Origin of the sequence: Leucobacter luti, from assembly GCF_050310065.1 — a bacterium.
GTDB lineage: Bacteria > Actinomycetota > Actinomycetes > Actinomycetales > Microbacteriaceae > Leucobacter > Leucobacter luti_B.
On sequence record NZ_CP190007.1, the window covers coordinates 1,406,254 to 1,422,904 of the forward strand.

15 protein-coding genes and 1 tRNA gene are annotated in these 16,651 nt (G+C 69.8%); 12 read left to right on the forward strand and 4 right to left on the reverse strand.

Annotated elements, in window-relative coordinates:
- Window positions 1-88: 88 nt before the first annotated feature.
- The 10 genes from ACOPJ3_RS06440 (at window position 89) to ACOPJ3_RS06485 (ending at window position 10,170) form a co-directional block, all read left to right on the forward strand.
- Window positions 89-1,936 carry a phosphoenolpyruvate carboxykinase (GTP) gene (locus ACOPJ3_RS06440; RefSeq protein ID WP_427871007.1) on the forward strand — a complete coding sequence of 616 codons (1,848 nt, stop codon included), beginning with the start codon at window positions 89-91 and terminating at the stop codon, window positions 1,934-1,936.
- A gap of 131 nt (window positions 1,937-2,067) precedes the next feature.
- Window positions 2,068-2,141 (forward strand) — tRNA-Leu (locus tag ACOPJ3_RS06445).
- Between the two features lie 53 nt (window positions 2,142-2,194).
- A complete protein-coding gene (locus tag ACOPJ3_RS06450) occupies window positions 2,195-2,659 on the forward strand; it encodes a DUF3817 domain-containing protein (RefSeq protein ID WP_427871008.1) in 465 nt (154 codons plus the stop codon).
- A 32-nt stretch (window positions 2,660-2,691) separates the two neighbouring features.
- Entirely contained in the window at window positions 2,692-2,841 is a 150-nt protein-coding gene (locus tag ACOPJ3_RS06455) for a hypothetical protein (RefSeq protein WP_427871009.1), read from the forward strand.
- A 60-nt stretch (window positions 2,842-2,901) separates the two neighbouring features.
- Window positions 2,902-4,176, forward strand: coding sequence for an alanine racemase (locus ACOPJ3_RS06460; RefSeq protein ID WP_427871010.1), 1,275 nt, complete (start codon window positions 2,902-2,904; stop codon window positions 4,174-4,176).
- Complete coding sequence (locus ACOPJ3_RS06465; RefSeq protein WP_427871011.1) at window positions 4,164-5,477, forward strand: D-arabinono-1,4-lactone oxidase; 1,314 nt, start codon at window positions 4,164-4,166, stop codon at window positions 5,475-5,477. Before ACOPJ3_RS06460 ends, ACOPJ3_RS06465 begins: the two co-directional genes overlap by 13 nt.
- Window positions 5,478-5,557: 80 nt before the next feature.
- On the forward strand, window positions 5,558-6,127 hold the full coding sequence (locus tag ACOPJ3_RS06470) for a LemA family protein (RefSeq protein WP_427871012.1): 570 nt from the start codon (window positions 5,558-5,560) through the stop codon (window positions 6,125-6,127).
- A 12-nt stretch (window positions 6,128-6,139) separates the two neighbouring features.
- Window positions 6,140-7,012: a M48 family metalloprotease gene (locus tag ACOPJ3_RS06475; protein WP_427871013.1), complete on the forward strand. Its 873-nt coding sequence runs from the start codon at window positions 6,140-6,142 to the stop codon at window positions 7,010-7,012.
- A gap of 87 nt (window positions 7,013-7,099) precedes the next feature.
- Window positions 7,100-8,590 (forward strand): MFS transporter, encoded by a 1,491-nt coding sequence (locus ACOPJ3_RS06480; RefSeq protein ID WP_427871014.1) that lies wholly within the window; start codon window positions 7,100-7,102, stop codon window positions 8,588-8,590.
- Between the two features lie 65 nt (window positions 8,591-8,655).
- Window positions 8,656-10,170: an aspartate ammonia-lyase gene (locus ACOPJ3_RS06485; protein WP_427871015.1), complete on the forward strand. Its 1,515-nt coding sequence runs from the start codon at window positions 8,656-8,658 to the stop codon at window positions 10,168-10,170.
- A gap of 1,007 nt (window positions 10,171-11,177) precedes the next feature.
- On the opposite strand, the gene ACOPJ3_RS06490 is transcribed toward ACOPJ3_RS06485, so the two are convergent.
- A complete protein-coding gene (locus tag ACOPJ3_RS06490) occupies window positions 11,178-12,056 on the reverse strand; it encodes a fumarylacetoacetate hydrolase family protein (protein WP_427871016.1) in 879 nt (292 codons plus the stop codon).
- 152 nt (window positions 12,057-12,208) lie between these two features.
- Between ACOPJ3_RS06490 and ACOPJ3_RS06495 the strand changes: the two genes are divergently transcribed.
- Both ACOPJ3_RS06495 and ACOPJ3_RS06500 read left to right on the forward strand, forming a co-directional pair.
- The gene (locus tag ACOPJ3_RS06495; RefSeq protein WP_427871017.1) at window positions 12,209-12,580 is read left to right on the forward strand and encodes an FKBP-type peptidyl-prolyl cis-trans isomerase; all 372 of its coding nucleotides are present in this window, start codon (window positions 12,209-12,211) and stop codon (window positions 12,578-12,580) included.
- A 158-nt stretch (window positions 12,581-12,738) separates the two neighbouring features.
- Window positions 12,739-14,208 (forward strand): NCS2 family permease, encoded by a 1,470-nt coding sequence (locus tag ACOPJ3_RS06500; protein WP_427871018.1) that lies wholly within the window; start codon window positions 12,739-12,741, stop codon window positions 14,206-14,208.
- A gap of 86 nt (window positions 14,209-14,294) precedes the next feature.
- Here ACOPJ3_RS06500 and ACOPJ3_RS06505 read toward each other — a convergent pair whose 3' ends face one another.
- Genes ACOPJ3_RS06505 through ACOPJ3_RS06515 form a run of 3 tightly spaced genes read right to left on the reverse strand, consistent with a single transcriptional unit; the run spans window position 14,295 to window position 16,649 of the window.
- Window positions 14,295-14,840, reverse strand: coding sequence for a MogA/MoaB family molybdenum cofactor biosynthesis protein (locus ACOPJ3_RS06505; protein WP_427871019.1), 546 nt, complete (start codon window positions 14,838-14,840; stop codon window positions 14,295-14,297).
- On the reverse strand, window positions 14,837-15,319 hold the full coding sequence (gene moaC, locus ACOPJ3_RS06510) for a cyclic pyranopterin monophosphate synthase MoaC (RefSeq protein WP_427871020.1): 483 nt from the start codon (window positions 15,317-15,319) through the stop codon (window positions 14,837-14,839). The genes ACOPJ3_RS06505 and moaC overlap by 4 nt, the downstream gene beginning before the upstream one ends.
- Window positions 15,312-16,649, reverse strand: coding sequence for a molybdopterin molybdotransferase MoeA (locus tag ACOPJ3_RS06515; RefSeq protein ID WP_427871021.1), 1,338 nt, complete (start codon window positions 16,647-16,649; stop codon window positions 15,312-15,314). Before ACOPJ3_RS06515 ends, moaC begins: the two co-directional genes overlap by 8 nt.
- Window positions 16,650-16,651 lie beyond the last annotated feature (2 nt).

Sequence of the window (16,651 nt, forward strand, 5' to 3'; positions counted from 1 at the left end):
TTTGGTGAACGAGGCGTGAATAGGAGTCCGAAGATGGAGATGTAAGCAAATCTTGTCAGCTGGGGGAGACCCGAGGAGGACGCAGGCTATGGGCAACGGCCAGGTCATCGATATCGAGATTCCGATCGCGGAACTCGTACGCAAGGAAGCAACCACGGATAACCCCGAGGTGCTCGAGTGGGTGACCGAGGTCGCGGAGCTCCTGAAGCCCGCTTCGGTTGTCTGGTGCGACGGCTCGCAGGACGAGTGGAACCGCATCACCTCCGAGATGGTCGAGGCAGGATCCCTGATCCCGCTGAATAAGGACCTCCGTCCGGGTAGCTTCCTCGCTCGCTCGAATCCGGCGGACGTCGCGCGCGTCGAGGATCGCACCTTCATCTGCTCCGAGCGCGAGTCCGACGCCGGCCCCACGAACAACTGGGTCGCGCCCGACGAGATGCGCGCCACCCTGAACCCGCTCTTCGACGGCGCGATGCGCGGCCGCACGATGTACGTCGTGCCGTTCTCGATGGGCCCGGTCGGCGGCGCCATCACGCAGCTCGGGATCGAGATCACCGACTCGCCCTACGCCGTACTCAACATGCGCATCATGACCCGCATGGGCCAGGCCGCCCTCGACGGCATCCTGCCCGGCGGCGAATGGGTCCGCACGGTCCACTCGGTCGGCGCCCCGCTCGCCGAGGGTGAAGAGGACGTCGCCTGGCCGAGCAACGACACGAAGTACATCACGCACTTCCCCGAGACGCTCGAGGTCTGGTCGTACGGCTCGGGCTACGGCGGGAATGCGCTGCTCTCGAAGAAGTGCTTCGCGCTCCGGATCGCGAGTGTCATGGGCCGCGACGAGGGCTGGCTCGCCGAGCACATGCTCCTCCTGAAGCTCACGAACACCGAGACGAATAAGTCGTACCACCTCTCAGCGGCGTTCCCCTCGGCCTGCGGCAAGACGAACCTCGCGATGCTCCAGCCGACGATCCCCGGCTGGAAGGTCGAGACGATCGGCGACGACATCGCCTGGCTGCGCCCCGGCCCCGACGGCCGCCTGTACGCGATCAACCCCGAGGCCGGCTTCTTCGGCGTCGCGCCCGGCACCGGCGAGTCGACGAACCCCGTCGCGATGGAGACCCTGTGGGGCAACACCATCTACACGAACGTCGCGCTCACCGACGACGGCGACGTGTGGTGGGAGGGCAAGACCGACGAGGTCCCCGCGCACCTCATCGACTGGCAGGGCCAGGACTGGACGCCCGAGTCGGGCCGCGTCGCCGCGCACCCGAACTCGCGCTTCACCGTGCCGATCCAGCAGACCCCGACCCTCGCTCAGGACTGGTACGAGCAGGACGGCGTGCCGCTCGACGCGATCCTGTTCGGCGGCCGCCGCGCGACGAACGTCCCGCTCGTGGCGCAGTCCCGCTCCTGGGAGCACGGCGTTTTCGTCGGTGCGACCATCTCCTCGGAGAAGACGGCGGCGCAGGAGGGCACGGTCGGCGAGCTCCGCCGCGATCCCTTCGCGATGCTGCCTTTCTGCGGCTACAACATGGCCGACTACTGGGGCCACTGGCTCGAGATGGGCGAGAAGCTGGGCGAGAAGGCGCCGAAGATCTTCCAGGTCAACTGGTTCCGCAAGGGCGCTGACGGCCGCTTCCTGTGGCCGGGCTTCGGCGACAACTCGCGCGTCATCGACTGGGTGATCCGCCGGGTCGAGGGCGACGTCGAGGGTCGCCAGACGGCGATCGGCACGGTTCCCGCCGACGGCGAGCTGAACCTCGACGGCATCGAGGTGCCGGCCGACGACATGGCCGAGCTGTTCTCGATCGACCCCGCGTCCTGGCTTGCGGAGGCCGAGCTCACGGAGGAGTTCTTCGCTCAGTTCGGCGACCGGATCCCGGCCGCCCTCCGCGAGGAGCTGACCCAGCTGCGCGCACGACTCTCCGCCTGAGTCGCCGCGCCGGGCCCCGGCCCGCACGATCCGTAGGCCCCGCTGTTCTGCCCGACAGCGGGGCCTACAACTTTCTCACCCTCTTCCGTGTCAAATCGGCGTTCCGCCGTGTGGCAGCATGGGAGGCAATGCCCCTCGTAGCCCAATCGGCAGAGGCAGTCGACTTAAAATCGATTCAGTCTGGGTTCGAGTCCCAGCGAGGGGACCGCGCGGTCGGCGACCAGGCTCGGGGCCCCGGCTCGCGATAGGATCGACGTTATGTCGCCACGCGTGCTGTTCAGGATCTTCGCCTTCGCCGAGCTCGTCACGTGGGCGGGCCTGATCACCGCGCTCATTGTGCGCGGAGCGGGGGTGACGGACGCCCTCGTGCGCCCCGCGGGCGGGATCCACGGCTTTGTGTTCCTCTCGTACTGCGTGGTCACGGTGCTGCTCTGGGTGGATCGACGCTGGAAGGTCGGCACCGGCCTCCTCGGGCTCGGCTCCGCGATCATCCCGTTCGCGACGCTGCCGTTCGAGCTCGTCGCCGACAAGAAGGGGCTGTTCGGTGGCCCGAACTGGCGCCTCGGCCCCGATGGGGAGCGGCCGCGCGGCTTCGTCGAGCACGTGCTCGCGTGGATCCTGAAGCACCCGTGGCTCTCGATCCTGCTCCTGCTCGTCGCGGTGACGGCGGCGTTCACGATCCTGCTCTGGCTCGGCCCGCCCATCCCGATGGGCGATCACTAGCCCCGGCACGGGGCGCGTGAGGGGCGACCGCCGTGGGCTTCGCAAAGCTGGTGCTGATTCTCGCGATCCTCGTCGCGATCGGGCTCGCCGTGTTTCTCCGGGTGCGCGCCTGGCGGCTTCGGCGCGCCGAGGCAAAGCGCGCGTGGGACGCGGAGGTGCGGCGCGCGATCGAGGGTGATTAGCGACGTGAAATGCGCGCGGGCCTCCCGCGCGCGCCGGCCCCAAGCCATACACTGCAACGTATGACTCTGGACCTCGCCAGCCCGGCGCTTCACGCGCGGGCGAAGCTCGAACCGTGGCGCGATCCGGCCGCATACTGGGCGCGGATGGACGAGGCGACGCGCGAGCGGCCCGCCCCCGTAGTTGCGCTCAGCCTCGAGGCGCTCGCCTGGAACGCCGCCGACCTCACGCGGCGCGCCGGGGGCCTGCCGATCCGCGTCGCGAGCAAGTCGCTCCGCGTGCGCGGGGTGCTGGAGGCCGTGCTCAGGCTCCCCGGCTTTCGCGGGGTGCTCGCGTATTCGCTGCGCGAGGCGCTGTGGCTCGCCAGCGAGGCGAACGCCGGCGCGGGCATCGACGACATCGTCGTCGGGTATCCGACGGCCGATCTCGGCGCGCTGCGCGAGCTCGGCGGCGATGCGCTCGCGGCGTCCCGGATCACGATCATGGTCGATAGCGAGGAGCAGCTCGAGCTCGTTGACCGGGCGCTCCCCGCGACCGAGCGCGCCGCCCCCATCAGGGTGTGCCTCGACCTCGACGCGTCATGGCGCTCGCGCGCGCTCGGGCACATCGGCGTGCGCCGCTCGCCCGTGCGCCGCCCGGAGGAGCTGGGTGCGCTCGCCGAGCTCGTGACCAGGCGCCAAGGCTTCGAGGTGGTCGGCGTGATGGCCTACGAGGCCCAGATCGCGGGCGTCGCCGACCGCCCGGCCGGGAAGCCCGCCGAGGGTGCGATGCTGCGCATGATGCAGCGCGCGAGCGCGGCCGAGCTCGCGGATCGGCGCCGCGCCTCGATCGCCGCGGTGCGGAAGGTCGCGGAGCTCGAGTTCGTGAACGGCGGAGGCACCGGCTCGATCGAGCGCACGGCGGCCGAGCCCTGGGTCACCGAGGTCGCGGCGGGCAGCGGGCTCTTCGGCCCCCACATCTTCGACCATTACGCGAGCTTCGACGTCGCCCCCGCGGTCGCCTTCGCGCTCGACGTCGTGCGGAAGCCGACGGCGGACCGCGCGACGCTGCTCGGCGGCGGCTGGATCGCGTCCGGGCCGCCCGCTCCGGACCGCCTCCCGCTGCCGGTGTGGCCCGCAGGCCTCGCATACGAGCCGCGGGAGGCCGCAGGCGAGGTGCAGACCCCGCTGCGCGGGGCGGCAGCGCGCTCGCTGACGCCGGGAGACCGGGTGTGGCTGCGCCACGCGAAGTCGGGCGAGATCATGGAACACACGAACGAGGTGGTCCCGGTGACCCTCGACGGGGCGGCGCAGGAGCCGATCCCGAGCTACCGGGGAGAAGGGAAGTGCTTCCTGTGACGGTGGCGTGGCAGAACTGGTCGGGGACCGAGCGATCGAACCCGGCCCTGGAACTCTCGCCCGAGGGCGCTGATCAGATTTCGGACACCGTGCGCCTCGCGCGCACGACCGGCACGACGGTGAAGCCCATCGGAGCGTCCCACAGCTTCACCGCGATTGGGGCGACCGAGGGGATCCGGCTCGACCTCTCGCGCCTGCGCGGCCTCGTGAACGCCGACCTGGGCCGCTCGCGCGTGACCCTGTGGGCCGGTACGCGCCTCTGGGAGCTTCCGCACATCCTGAACCCGCTGGGCCTCGCGCTCGAGAACATGGGCGACATCGACCGCCAGACGATCTCGGGCGCCACCAGCACGGGCACGCACGGCACGGGTCTCGCGCTCGGCGGGATCGCGACGAGGGTCGTCGGCGCGACGCTCGTCGACGGCACGGGCGGGATCCGGGTCATCGACGAGGAGAGCAGCCCCGAGCTGCTGCCCGCGGTCGCGCTCGGCCTCGGCGCGCTCGGCGTGCTCGTCACGGTCACGATCCAGTGCGTGCCCCGCTTCCTGCTGCGCGCGGTCGAGGCGCCGGCGCCGCTCGCCGAGGTGCTGGAGAACTACGTCGAGCTGAACCGGGCGTCGGACCACTTCGAGTTCTACTGGTTCCCGCACACGAAGGGGACGCGCACGAAGACGAATACGCGCCTGCCGCTCGACGCCGGGACGAAGCCGCTCGGCCGCGCCTCGCGCTTCGTCGACGAGGAGATCGTGAACAACGTGCTGCTCGGCGCCGTTGTCGGCGTCGAGAGCCTCGCGACGGGGATCACGCCCCGCGTGAACCAGGCGATCGAGGCGATCTCGAGCCGCAGGGACTACACCGACGAGTCGCACCGCGTGTTCATCACCCGCAGGCGCGTGAAGTTCCGCGAGATGGAGTACGCCCTCCCGCTCGAGGCCGTGCCGGAGGCGCTGCGCGAGCTGCGGGTCATGATCGAGCGGAAGGGCCACACGGTCTCGTTCCCCATCGAGGTGCGGGCCGCGGCCGCGGACGATCTGCTGCTCTCGACGGCTTCGGGGCGCGAGTCCGGATACATCGCCGTACACCGCTTCATCAAGGACCGGGATCACGAGTACTTCCGCGACGCCGAGGCGATCCTCGCCGCCCACGACGGCCGGCCCCACTGGGGCAAGATGCACACGCTCGGCGCGGCGGAGCTCGCGGAGCGCTATCCGGGCTTCGAGCGCTTCCTCGAGGTGCGCGACGAGCTGGATCCGGATCGCGTGTTCCAGAACGCCTATCTCGCGCGGGTCCTGGGGGAGTGAACCCACTCGGCTTCTCGTATTTTCGTACTGAGTACGGCGAAATCCAGCCCACTCCGAGCGTCCGCCGATAGGATGCTGCCATGAGCGGTGGATTGATTGCGACCCTGATCGTGGTCGGTGTTCTCGTCCTGTTGGTCGGGTATGTCTGGATCACGTACAACTCCCTCGTGACCCTTCGGGTGCGGGTAGACGAGGCGTGGAGCGACATCACCGTGCAGCTCAAGCGGCGCGCTGATCTGATTCCGTCCCTCATCGAGACGGTGAAGGGCTACGCCGCCCACGAGAAGGACGTCTTCAACCAGGTCACGAAGGCCCGCGCCGAGACGATCTCGGCGCAGGGCCCCGCGGAGGCCTCGGTCGCCGAGAATCACATGCAGGCCGCGCTGAAGAGCATCTTCGCGGTCTCGGAGGCATACCCACAGCTCCAGGCCAGCCAGAACTTCCTGCAGCTGCAGAGCGAGCTCGTCGACACCGAGAACAAGATCCAGGCCGCGCGCCGGTTCTACAACGGCGGCGTCCGCGAGTACAACACGAAGATCCAGGTGTTCCCGAACACGATCTTCGTCCGGGCATTCGGGTTCACGGAGCGCGAGTTCTTCGAGGTCGACGACGTTGCCGCGATCTCGGAGCCCCCGCGCATCCAGTTCTAGCCGGGGGCGGCCGTGTACCGGGCCATCCGTCGGAACAAGGTCAACAGCTTCTTCATCATCCTGCTGTTCATCGCCATCGTTGGCGGGCTCGGCTGGCTCGCCGCGTACATCTATCGCTCACCGGGGATCGTGATTGCGGTCGTGATCGGCTCGATCGCCTTCGCCGTGTTCCAGTACTTCATGGCGGGCCGTGAGGCGATCTCGATGAGCGGGGCGCAGCGCATCACCGAGGCCGACAACCCCAGGCTGTACCGGATCGTCGAGAACCTCGCGATCACGACGGGCACGCCCATGCCCGAGGTTTACATCGTGAACGATCCGGCGCCGAACGCGTTCGCGACGGGGCGGGATCCGGAGCACGCCATGGTCGCCGCGACGACCGGTCTGCTCGATATCCTCACGGATCCCGAGCTCGAGGGCGTCATGGCGCACGAGCTTGGGCATGTCCGCAACTACGACATCCGGGTCTCGATGATCGTCTACGGGCTCGTCGTCGCGGTCGGCATGATCTCGGACGTGCTCGTGCGGATGGCGTTCTTCGGCCGCAACAACAACAATTCCAACCCGATCATGCTGGTGTTCGGCCTCGTCGCGATGCTCGTCGCCCCGCTCGTCGCGACGCTCGTGCAGCTCGCCGTGTCGCGCCAGCGCGAATACCTCGCCGACGCGACGGGCGCGATGACGACGCGGCACCCCGAGGCGCTCGCGAGCGCGCTGCACAAGCTGTCGGAGTACGGCAGGCCGCTGCAGCGGCAGCAGTCGAGCATGGCGCACCTCTGGATCGCCGACCCGCTGAAGCCCGGCATGGTGGCCCGCCTCTTCGCGACCCACCCGCCGATCCCGGATCGCATCCGCAGGCTCCTCGACATGGGAGGCAAGTTCTAGGCTCCGCGTTGCCCGAAATCATGCGTGTCGGCGGTCCGGCGTATGGTTGAGGGTAACTGAGGGAGGGTTGCCGAGAGTTTGTCCGGAATGTTCAGGTCGCTTGCCGTCCGCGATTACCGTATTTGGTTCGGGGGCGCCTTCGTCTCGAACATCGGCGCCTGGATGCAGGCAACGACCCAGAACTGGGTCGTGCTGACGGAGCTCACGAGCAACAACGCGGCGGCGGTCGGCACGACCATGGCTCTCCAGTTCGGCCCGCAGCTGCTGCTCGTGCCGTTCAGCGGGGCGGTCGCGGACCGCTTCGACCGGCGCAAGGTGCTGCTCGTCACGCAGAGTCTCCTCATGCTGCTCGCGGCCGGCCTCGGCGTGCTCCTCATCACGGGGCTCGCGGAACTCTGGCACCTCTACGCCTTTGCGCTGTCGCTCGGGATCGTGAACGCGTTCGACACGACGTCGCGGCAGGCCTTCGTCTCCGACCTCGTCGATCAGGATCACCTGTCCAACGCGGTCGCGCTGAACTCGGCCTCGTTCAACTCGGCGCGGCTCGTCGGCCCGGCGGTCGCAGGCGTGCTCATCGCCGCCGTCGGATCGGGGTGGGTGTTCGTCATCAACGCCGGTTCGTTCCTCGCGGTGCTCGGGGCGCTCCTCGCCATCCAGTCGCGGCACCGGCCCAAACGCGGGCCGGTCGAGCGCGAGGGCCAGTTCCAGCAGCTCGCGGCGGGATTCAGATACGTGCGGGGGCGCCGCGACCTGCTCGTGATCTTCCTGATCGTGTTCCTCGTGGGGGCGTTCAGCATGAACTTCCCGGTCATGTCGTCGACCATGGCGGTCGAGTTCGGGCGGGGCGCGGGCGACTACGGGCTCCTCTCCTCGATCCTCGCGATCGGATCCCTCACGGGGGCACTCCTGTCGGCACGCAGGCCGGCCGCGCGCATGCGGGTCGTCATCATCGCGGTCGGCGGCATCGGCGTTGTCAGCCTGCTCGCCGCGTTCATGCCTTCGTTCTGGACCTTCGCCGCGACACTCGTCTTCCTCGGGCTCGCGATCTCGACCATGCTGACGACGGCGAACGGCTTCGTGCAGACGACGACGGATCCCGCGGTGCGCGGGCGCGTGCTTGCCCTCTACATGGCGATCCTCATGGGAGGCACGCCGATCGGCGCACCGCTCGTCGGCGCCGCTGCCGACGTGCTCGGAGCCAGGTCGACGCTCCTCATCAGCGCAATCGCCGCGCTCCTTGCGTTCGGGATCGGGATGTCGTGGCTACTGACGGCGCGCGAGCTGCGGCTGCGCCGCGACGACGGGCGCTGGGTCGTGACGCACGTCGGGCGGCCAGGGGTCGACGACGATCGCGCTGATCAACTCGAGACGCTGACGGCCCCGATCTCGATCCTGCGCCGCAGCGGGCACGTGATCGGTGCGGGCGAGTCGGCCCCGCAGGACGGCTCGCCGTCGACCTCGACCGTGCCGATCCAGCGGGCGCCCCGGCCCACAGAGAGTCCGGGTCAGAGCAGAAATGATGCGGACGACGAAGAAGCTGCACCCGGTGCTCGGCGCGGTGGCCCGGAGTCGCCGTGAAAGGTAGGGTTGAGGGGTCCCCGCGGTGTTTCCGCACTTCCTTGATTATGGAGCCAAGATAACTGGTGAGTGACTTCCTGTCGGCACAGACCCGAACCGAAACGGACTCGCTTGGCAGCGTCGAGATTCCCGCCGCCGCCTACTGGGGGGTGCACACCGCCCGGGCACATGAGAACTTCCCGATCGCGCGCCGCCCGATCTCCGTCTACCCCGACTTCATCCGCGCCTTCGCGTGCGTGAAGCAGGCCGCAGCGCGCGCGAACCTCGAGATCGGCGCGCTCGACGAGCAGCGCGCCACGCTGATCGACCGCGCGTGCGAGGAGATCAAGACCGGCATGCTGCACGACCAGTTCGTGGTCGGCGTGATCCAGGGCGGCGCAGGCACGTCGACGAACATGAACGCGAACGAGGTGATCACGAACCGGGCGCTGGAGCTCGCGGGCCACCCCAAGGGCGACTACTCGTTCATCAACCCGAACGACCACACGAACCGCAGCCAGTCGACGAACGACACCTACCCGACGGCGATCAAGGTCGCCCTCGCGTTCTCGCTCGGCAGCCTGCTCGAGGAGCTCGAGCTTCTCGCGGAGTCCTTCGCGAAGAAGGGGCGCGAGTTCTCGCACATCATCAAGGTCGGCCGCACCCAGCTGCAGGACGCCGTCCCGATGACCCTCGGTCAGGAGTTCAACGCGTTCGCCGTGACCCTGCGCGAGGACATCGAGCGCCTCCAGGAGGCCGTGAAGCTCCTCGGCGAGGTCAACATGGGCGCCACCGCGATCGGCACGGGTATCAACGCCCCGGTCGGCTACAAGGAGTCGGTCATCAAGCACCTGCGCGAGCTCACCGAGCTCGACCTCGTGACGGCTGGCGACCTCGTCGAGTCCACGAGCGACACGGGCGTCTTCGTGACGTTCTCGGGTGCGCTCAAGCGCTCGGCCCTCAAGCTCTCGAAGATCTCGAACGATCTCCGTCTGCTCTCCTCCGGGCCCCAGGCCGGTCTCGGCGAGATCAACCTGCCCGCCCGTCAGGCCGGCTCGTCGATTATGCCGGGCAAGGTCAACCCCGTGATCCCGGAGGCCGTCTCGCAGGTGGCCTACTCAGTCGCGGGCGCCGACGTCACGGTGTCGATGGCCGTCGAGGCGGGGCAGCTGCAGCTCAACGCCTTCGAGCCGATCATCGCCCACTCGCTGTTCCAGTCGATCACCTGGCTCGAGCGCGCCTGCCAGACGCTGCGCGTGAACTGCGTCGACGGCATTACGGCGAACGAGAACCGCCTCGAGGACATGGTCTCGCGCTCGGTCACGGTCATCACGGCGCTCGCGCCCGTGATCGGCTACGCCGAGGCGGCGAAGCTCGCCAAGGAGGCCCTCGCCACGAACGAGAAGGTCTCGGAGCTCGTGGTCGAGCACGGCCTCCTCGACCAGGCGACGCTCGACGACATCCTCCAGCCCTCGAAGCTCGCGGGCCTTGCCCCTGAGACGGGGGTCATCCCGACGATCCACACCCCGTCCCCCGAAAAGCTCGAGGACGGCGAGGGCGAGATCATCAACGAGGAGCCCGCAGCGGACGACGCGAAGTAGGAGCGCGCTCCCGCGCACTTGAGTTGACCCAAAGTGACGCCTCATTCCGGTGAGGAGTCACTTTGGGTCAACTGTTTTCTGGGGTGCGGTGCGGGTGCGGGTGCGGGTGCGGGTGCGGGGCCGGATCCGGAGCGACCCGCGGCGGTCGAGTCGGCCGGAAGGCCCCTTTCGGGGCGTTGAATGGGGCCCTTCGGCCGGCTCGGCGGTCCGGCGCGCAGGCGCGCGTCTGAGTTGACGCAAAGTGACGGCTGGGGGCGATTAGGCGTCACTTTGGGTCAATTGTTGTGGGGTGGCGGTGCGTGGGGCCGGATCCGGAGCGGCCCGCGGCGGTCGAGTCGGCCGGAAGGCCCCTTTCGGGGTGTTGAATGGGGCGTTTCGGCCGACTCGAGGGTGCGAATGGGGCTTTACGGCCGACTCGGCGGTCCGGCGCGCGCAGGCGCGCGTCTGAGTTGACGCAAAGTGAGGGCTGGGGGCGATTAGGCGTCACTTTGGGTCAACTGTTGAGGGGTGGCGGTGTGTGGGGTCGGATCCGGAGCGGCCCGCGGCGGTTGAGTCGGCCGGAAGGCCCCTTTCGGGGTGTTGAATGGGGCATTTCGGCCGACTCGAGGGTGCGAATGGGGCTTTACGGCCGACTCGGCGGTACTGAGCGCGCAGGCGCGCGTCTGAGTTGACGCAAAGTGACTGCTGCGGGCGATTAGGCGTCACTTTGGGTCAACTGTTGAGGGGCGGTGGTGTGTGGGGTCGGATCCGGAGCAGCGTGCGGCGGTTGAGTCGGCCGGAAGGCCCCTTTCGGGGTGTTGAATGGGGCGTTTCGGCCGACTCGAGGGTGCGAATGGGGCTTTACGGCCGACTCGGCGGTACTGAGCGCGCAGGCGCGCGCAGGCGCGCGTCTGAGTTGACGCAAAGTGGCGGCTGAGAGGCGCCGAGTGTCACTTTGGGTCAACTCAAGAAGGCGAGCGAGCGGGCGGGCGAGCGGGCGGGCGAGCGGGCAACCAGCCAGGCCCCGCCTACGCCGGGAAGTGCGCCTCGGTGCACACCGAGGAGAGCGCGCCGATGCCCTCGATCGTCACGGTGACGTGCGTCCCCGGGCGGAGGTACAGCGGCGGCTTGCGCGAGCGGCCGGCGCCGCCGGGGGAGCCCGTCGAGATGACGGTGCCGGGGAGCAGCGTGAGCGACTGCGAGATCGAGGAGATGAGCTGCGCGACGGTCCGGATCATGAAGCCCGTCGTGGAGTCCTGCACGCGTAGTCCGTCGACGTCGGTCGTGAGGTGCAGCGCCTGCGGATCCGGGATCTCATCTGCAGTGACGACGACCGGGCCGATCGGCGTGAAGCCGTCGAAGGACTTGCAGCGCGACCACTGCGGCTCCTGGAACTGGATGTTGCGCGCGGTGATGTCGTTGATCACGGTGTAGCCGAAGACATGGTCGAGGGCCTCCTCGGCCGTGACGTTCTTCGCCGCCTTGCCGATGATGACGCCGAGCTCGCCCTCGTAGTCGACCTCTTCGCTCAGTCGGGTCGGGATCGGGACCTCGCCGCCGTTCGCGCCGAGAGAGTTCGGGAAGAGGGAGAAGAGCACGGGGCCGGAGTCGTTGTCGAGGCTGAGCTCGCTCGCGTGCTCGTCGTAGTTGAGGCCGACGGCGAGCACGATGGGCGATCCGATCGCGGCGGGCGCGTAGACGGCGCCCTCGAGCGGGGTCCACTCGTCGAGCGGGACCGACTCGGCGGCCTCGCCGACCGAGCTGAGCGCCTGGGGACCCGCCTCGATGAGCTGCTGCAGCGTGCTGAACGACACTCCGAGCACCTCGACCGGCACGAAGCGGTCTTCCTTCACCGCGACGAGCGAAGGAGCGGAACCGGGCGTAGTGATCAGATGCGCAAATCTCACCCCTCCAGGGTATCTGAATGGGGGAGCGCCCGGGCGCGGACGGTAATCCGGACGTGTCGAATCGTTGATTCTCCGTGGCGGGACGGTGAATTGCGGTTCCCTCTGAGCGAACTCGGAGGCGAGGGGCCCGCGTGATCGGCCACAATGAAGGTATGAGTGATGCACCGAACACCAAGCCCGAGCTTGAGGCCCCCGAGGGCCCGGCACCCGAGGAACTCCAGATCGTGGACATCGTCGAGGGTGCGGGCGAGGAGGCCGTCGCGAGCTCGACGGTCGACGTGCACTACCTCGGCGTCGAGTACGACTCGGGCGAGGAGTTCGACTCCTCGTGGAGTCGCGGCGAGTCCATCAACTTCCCGCTGCGCGCCCTCATCCAGGGCTGGCAGACGGGCATCCCCGGTATGAAGGTGGGCGGCCGCCGCAAGCTGATCGTGCCGCCGGCGCAGGCCTACGGTACGTCGGGTGGTCACCCGCTCTCGGGCAAGACCCTGATCTTTGTGATCGACCTGCTCGGCGTCAGCTGACGAAAGCGACGCACCACCGCGACCGCAAGCACAGCGACGGCGGCGACGGCCCCCTCCGATGTACGGAGGGGGCCGTTCTCATGTGCGCGCAGGGTGGCGAGAGGAGTGGTAGCGTACTTCTGTTCAGCGAACGTTCAGCTTGAAGATCGGAGTCGCCCTTGTCGGAGGCAGGCCAAGAGACGAGTACGCGGGAGACCGCCCAGCCGAAGAACGGCGTAGACCGCTTCTTCCAGATCACGGAGCGGGGCTCCACCTTCGGGACTGAGATCCGCGGCGGTCTCGTCACCTTCGTCACGATGGCCTACATCGTGATCCTGAACCCGATCATTCTGACGAGCGGCGTCGACGTCGAGGGCAACACCCTCGCGTTCCCGGCCGTCAGCGCGGTCACGGCGCTCACCGCCGGCGTCATGACGATCCTCTTCGGGATCGTCTCGAAGCTTCCGTTCGGCTTCGCCGCCGGGCTCGGGATCAACGCCTTCCTCGCGTTCTCGGTCGTGGGCCAGGTCACCTGGCCCGAGGCGATGGCGATCGTCGTCATCAACGGTGTGCTCATCGTGCTGCTGGCTGCCACGGGCCTGCGCCGCATGATCTTCGACGCGGTTCCTGTCGAGCTGAAGCTCGCGATCACGGTCGGCATTGGCCTCTTCATCGCCTTCATCGGCTTCGTGAACTCGGGCTTTGTCACCTCGACGGGCCAGGGCTCGCCGCCCGTGGGCCTCGGCAGCGGCGGCTCGGTCGTCACGATCCCGACCCTGATCTTCGTGCTGACGCTCGTGATCACGGGCATCCTCGTCGCCGCGAAGGTGAAGGGCGGCCTCCTCATCGGCCTCGTCTCGGGCACGATCATCTCGGTGATCGTCGAGGCGATCGCGCACCTCGGCCCGCGCGTCGGCGCCGACGGCGAGGTCGCGAACCCGGGCGGCTGGGGCCTCACGGTACCCGAGCTCGGCTCCGCCCCCTTCAGCCTCCCCGATCTGAGCCTCGTCGGCGCCGTCAGCTTCGACCTCGGCCGCGTCGGCGTCGTCACGGTCGTGATGCTCGTCTTCACCCTGCTCTTCACGAACTTCTTCGACGCCATGGGCACGATGACCGGCCTCTCGCGCGAGGCGGGCCTCGCGGACGAGAAGGGCAACTTCCCGCGCCTCAAGTCGGCCCTCGTGGTGGAGGGCGTCGGCGCGATCGCCGGTGGCCTCACCTCCTCGTCGTCGAACACGGTGTTCATCGAGTCGGGCGCCGGCATCGGCGAGGGCGCGCGCACGGGCTTCGCGAACCTGATCACGGGCGGAATGTTCCTGCTCGCGATGTTCTTCACCCCGCTCACGCAGATCGTGCCGACCGAGGTCGCCGCCGCGGCGCTCGTGATCGTCGGCGCGCTCATGATGGCGCAGATCAAGAACATCGATCTCACGGACTTCCGCGTGCTGCTCCCCGTGTTCCTCACGGTCGCGGTCATGCCGATGACCTACTCGATCGCGAACGGCATCGGCGCCGGCTTCGTCGCCTGGGTGCTCGTGCACGCGTTCAGCGGCAGGGCGCGACAGATCCACTGGCTGCTCTGGATCGTGGCGGCCGGCTTCGTCGTGTTCTTCGCTCGCGGGCCGCTCGAGGCGCTCATCGCCTCCTGATCCGCGTCCTGGATCGGGGCCGGATCACGGGCCGGGTGGCCGCAGCATCGTGAGATGCCGCGGACACCCGGCCCGTTGTCGTTCCGTCAGAGGGCCGGGCGCGCGCCGTGCCCCGACGACGGCGTGCCCGAGCGCTGGCCGAGCAGGTGCTCGAGGATCGGGTCCAGGATCGCGAGGCCGTCGCGCACGCCGCCGGGTGAGCCGGGCAGCGTGACCACGAAGGTGCGGCCCGCGAAGCCGGCGACGCCGCGGGTGAGCACGGCGCTCGGGATCACCTGCGCGCCGCGCCGCCTGAGCTCCTCGATGATGCCTGGCAGCTCGACGTCGAGGTGCGGCGCGACCGCCTCGGGCGTGAGGTCGCTCGGCGAGACGCCCGTGCCGCCCGTCGTGATGAGCACGTCAGGGGCGGAGGAGAGCGCGGCCGCGACCGCGCGCGCGACGGGCTCGCCGTCAGCTGCGACCTCGGGGGTGGGCGCCTCGAAGCCGCGCTCGCGCAGCCACTCGACGATGACCGGCCCCGTGGAGTCGGCGGCCTCGCCCGCTGCGGCCCGGGTCGAGGCGACGATCACGCGCCCCGAACGCGGGCCGGTGGCCCTGGTCCCAGATCCGGCCCCGGATCCTGCGGCGCTCACTCGACGCTCCAGTCCCCGCTCTTCCCACCGGACTTCGCGAGCACGCGCATGCCCGTCACGACGGCCTGCTTGTCGACGGCCTTCACCATGTCGTAGAGCGTGAGCGCGGCGACGCTCACGGCCGTGAGCGCCTCCATCTCGACGCCCGTGACGCCCCGCGTCGTGACCGTCGCGATGACCCGCACGCGCTCCTCGCCCGGCTCGAAGTCGATCGCGAGCTTGCTGAGGGGGAGCGGGTGGCAGAGCGGGATCAGCTCCCAGGTGCGCTTCGCCGCCATGATGCCTGCGATGCGCGCCGTGCCGAGCGCCTCGCCCTTCGGCAGGTCTCCCGAGACGAGGCGCGAGACGACGTCGGCGCGGGTCTCGAGGAACGCCTCGGCGCGCGCCGTGCGCTTCGTCACGGCCTTGTCGGTCACGTCGACCATGTGGGCGCTGCCGTCGGCGCGCAGGTGGGTGAGGCCCTCGGGGTGCTCAGTCATCGATTCTCCAGATGTCGACTTCGGCGCCGGCGTCGAGCCGGGATACGCCTACGGGAATATGGGCCAGGATCTGCGCTTCCGCGAGGTCCGCGAGGAGGTGCGAGCTCGGCGGGGTGAGGCGAACGCTGCCGTCGGGCTCGATCCGGCCGCGCCGCAGCTGGTGCTTCGCGGCGGGCGACTCGACGTCGTGGGCGAGCGGGCGGCGCTCGGCCCGGCGGGCCGCGGGGCGCCCATCGTGGGTGCGGAGGAGCGGCGCGAGGAAGAGCTCGAGCGAGAGCGCGGAGCTCACGGGGTTGCCCGGGAAGCAGAGGGTCGGGATCCGGATCTCGCCGCTCGCCCCGTCCAGGCGCGCGAGCCCGATGCCCTGCGGCCCGCCCGGCTGGAGTGCGAGGGTGAGGAAGCGCACGCCGCGCGGGGCGAGCGCCTCGCGCACGACCTCGAACGCGCCCGCGCTGATCCCGCCCGAGGTGACGAGCAGCTCGTGGTCTGGGGCGAGGGCGGCGACCGTTCGCGCGAACTCCCCGGGGTCGTCGGCGGCGCGCCGCGTCGTGACCCTCGCGCCGGCCTCGCGGAGCGCCGCCGCGAGGAGCGGGGTGTTCGCGTCGTAGACGTGCCCGGGGGCGGCCTGCGCGCCGGGGCTCGCGACCTCGTCGCCCGTCGTGACGAGGAGCACCCGGGGGAGCGGCCGCACGGGAACGGACGCGAGCCCCGCGTTCGCGAGCAGCCCGATGCGCGCGGGGCTGAGGCGCGCGCCGGCGGGCAGCAGCTCGGCGCCGCGCGGCAGGTCGGAGCCCGCGCGCCGCACGAACTCGCCCGGCGCGGGGAGCGCGGAGAAGCGTACCTCCCCGAGCGGGGCGACCTCGCCGGCGCGGCGAAGCTCCGTGAAGCGCGGCGGATCCGCCCGCTCGATCGGGATCACGGCGTCGGCGCCGTGCGGGATCGCGGCCCCCGTCATGACGGGCATGGCCGTGCCGGGCTCGTGCCTGGGCGGGGCGTCGCCCGCGGCGACCGTGTGCCCGATCCTGAGCGCGAAGGAGGCGCCGGGCGCGAGCGCGGCCGGGAGATCGGCGAGCCGCACGGCGTAGCCGTCCATCTGCGAGTTATCGAAGGGCGGGAGCGGGATCGGCGACGCGAGGGCGCGCGCCGTGACGCGGCCGGCCAGCGCCGGGGCGTCGATCGCGAGCTCCTCGGGGGCCGCGTCGCGCAGGCGGGCGAACACGGGGCCGAGGAGCGCCGCGATGCGCGCCTCGTGGGCCGCGACGGAGTTGTCGGCGATGGAGTTGTCGGCAGCCGCAGCCGCAGCGCCGGGCTCCGGGATGGCGCCTGCCACGG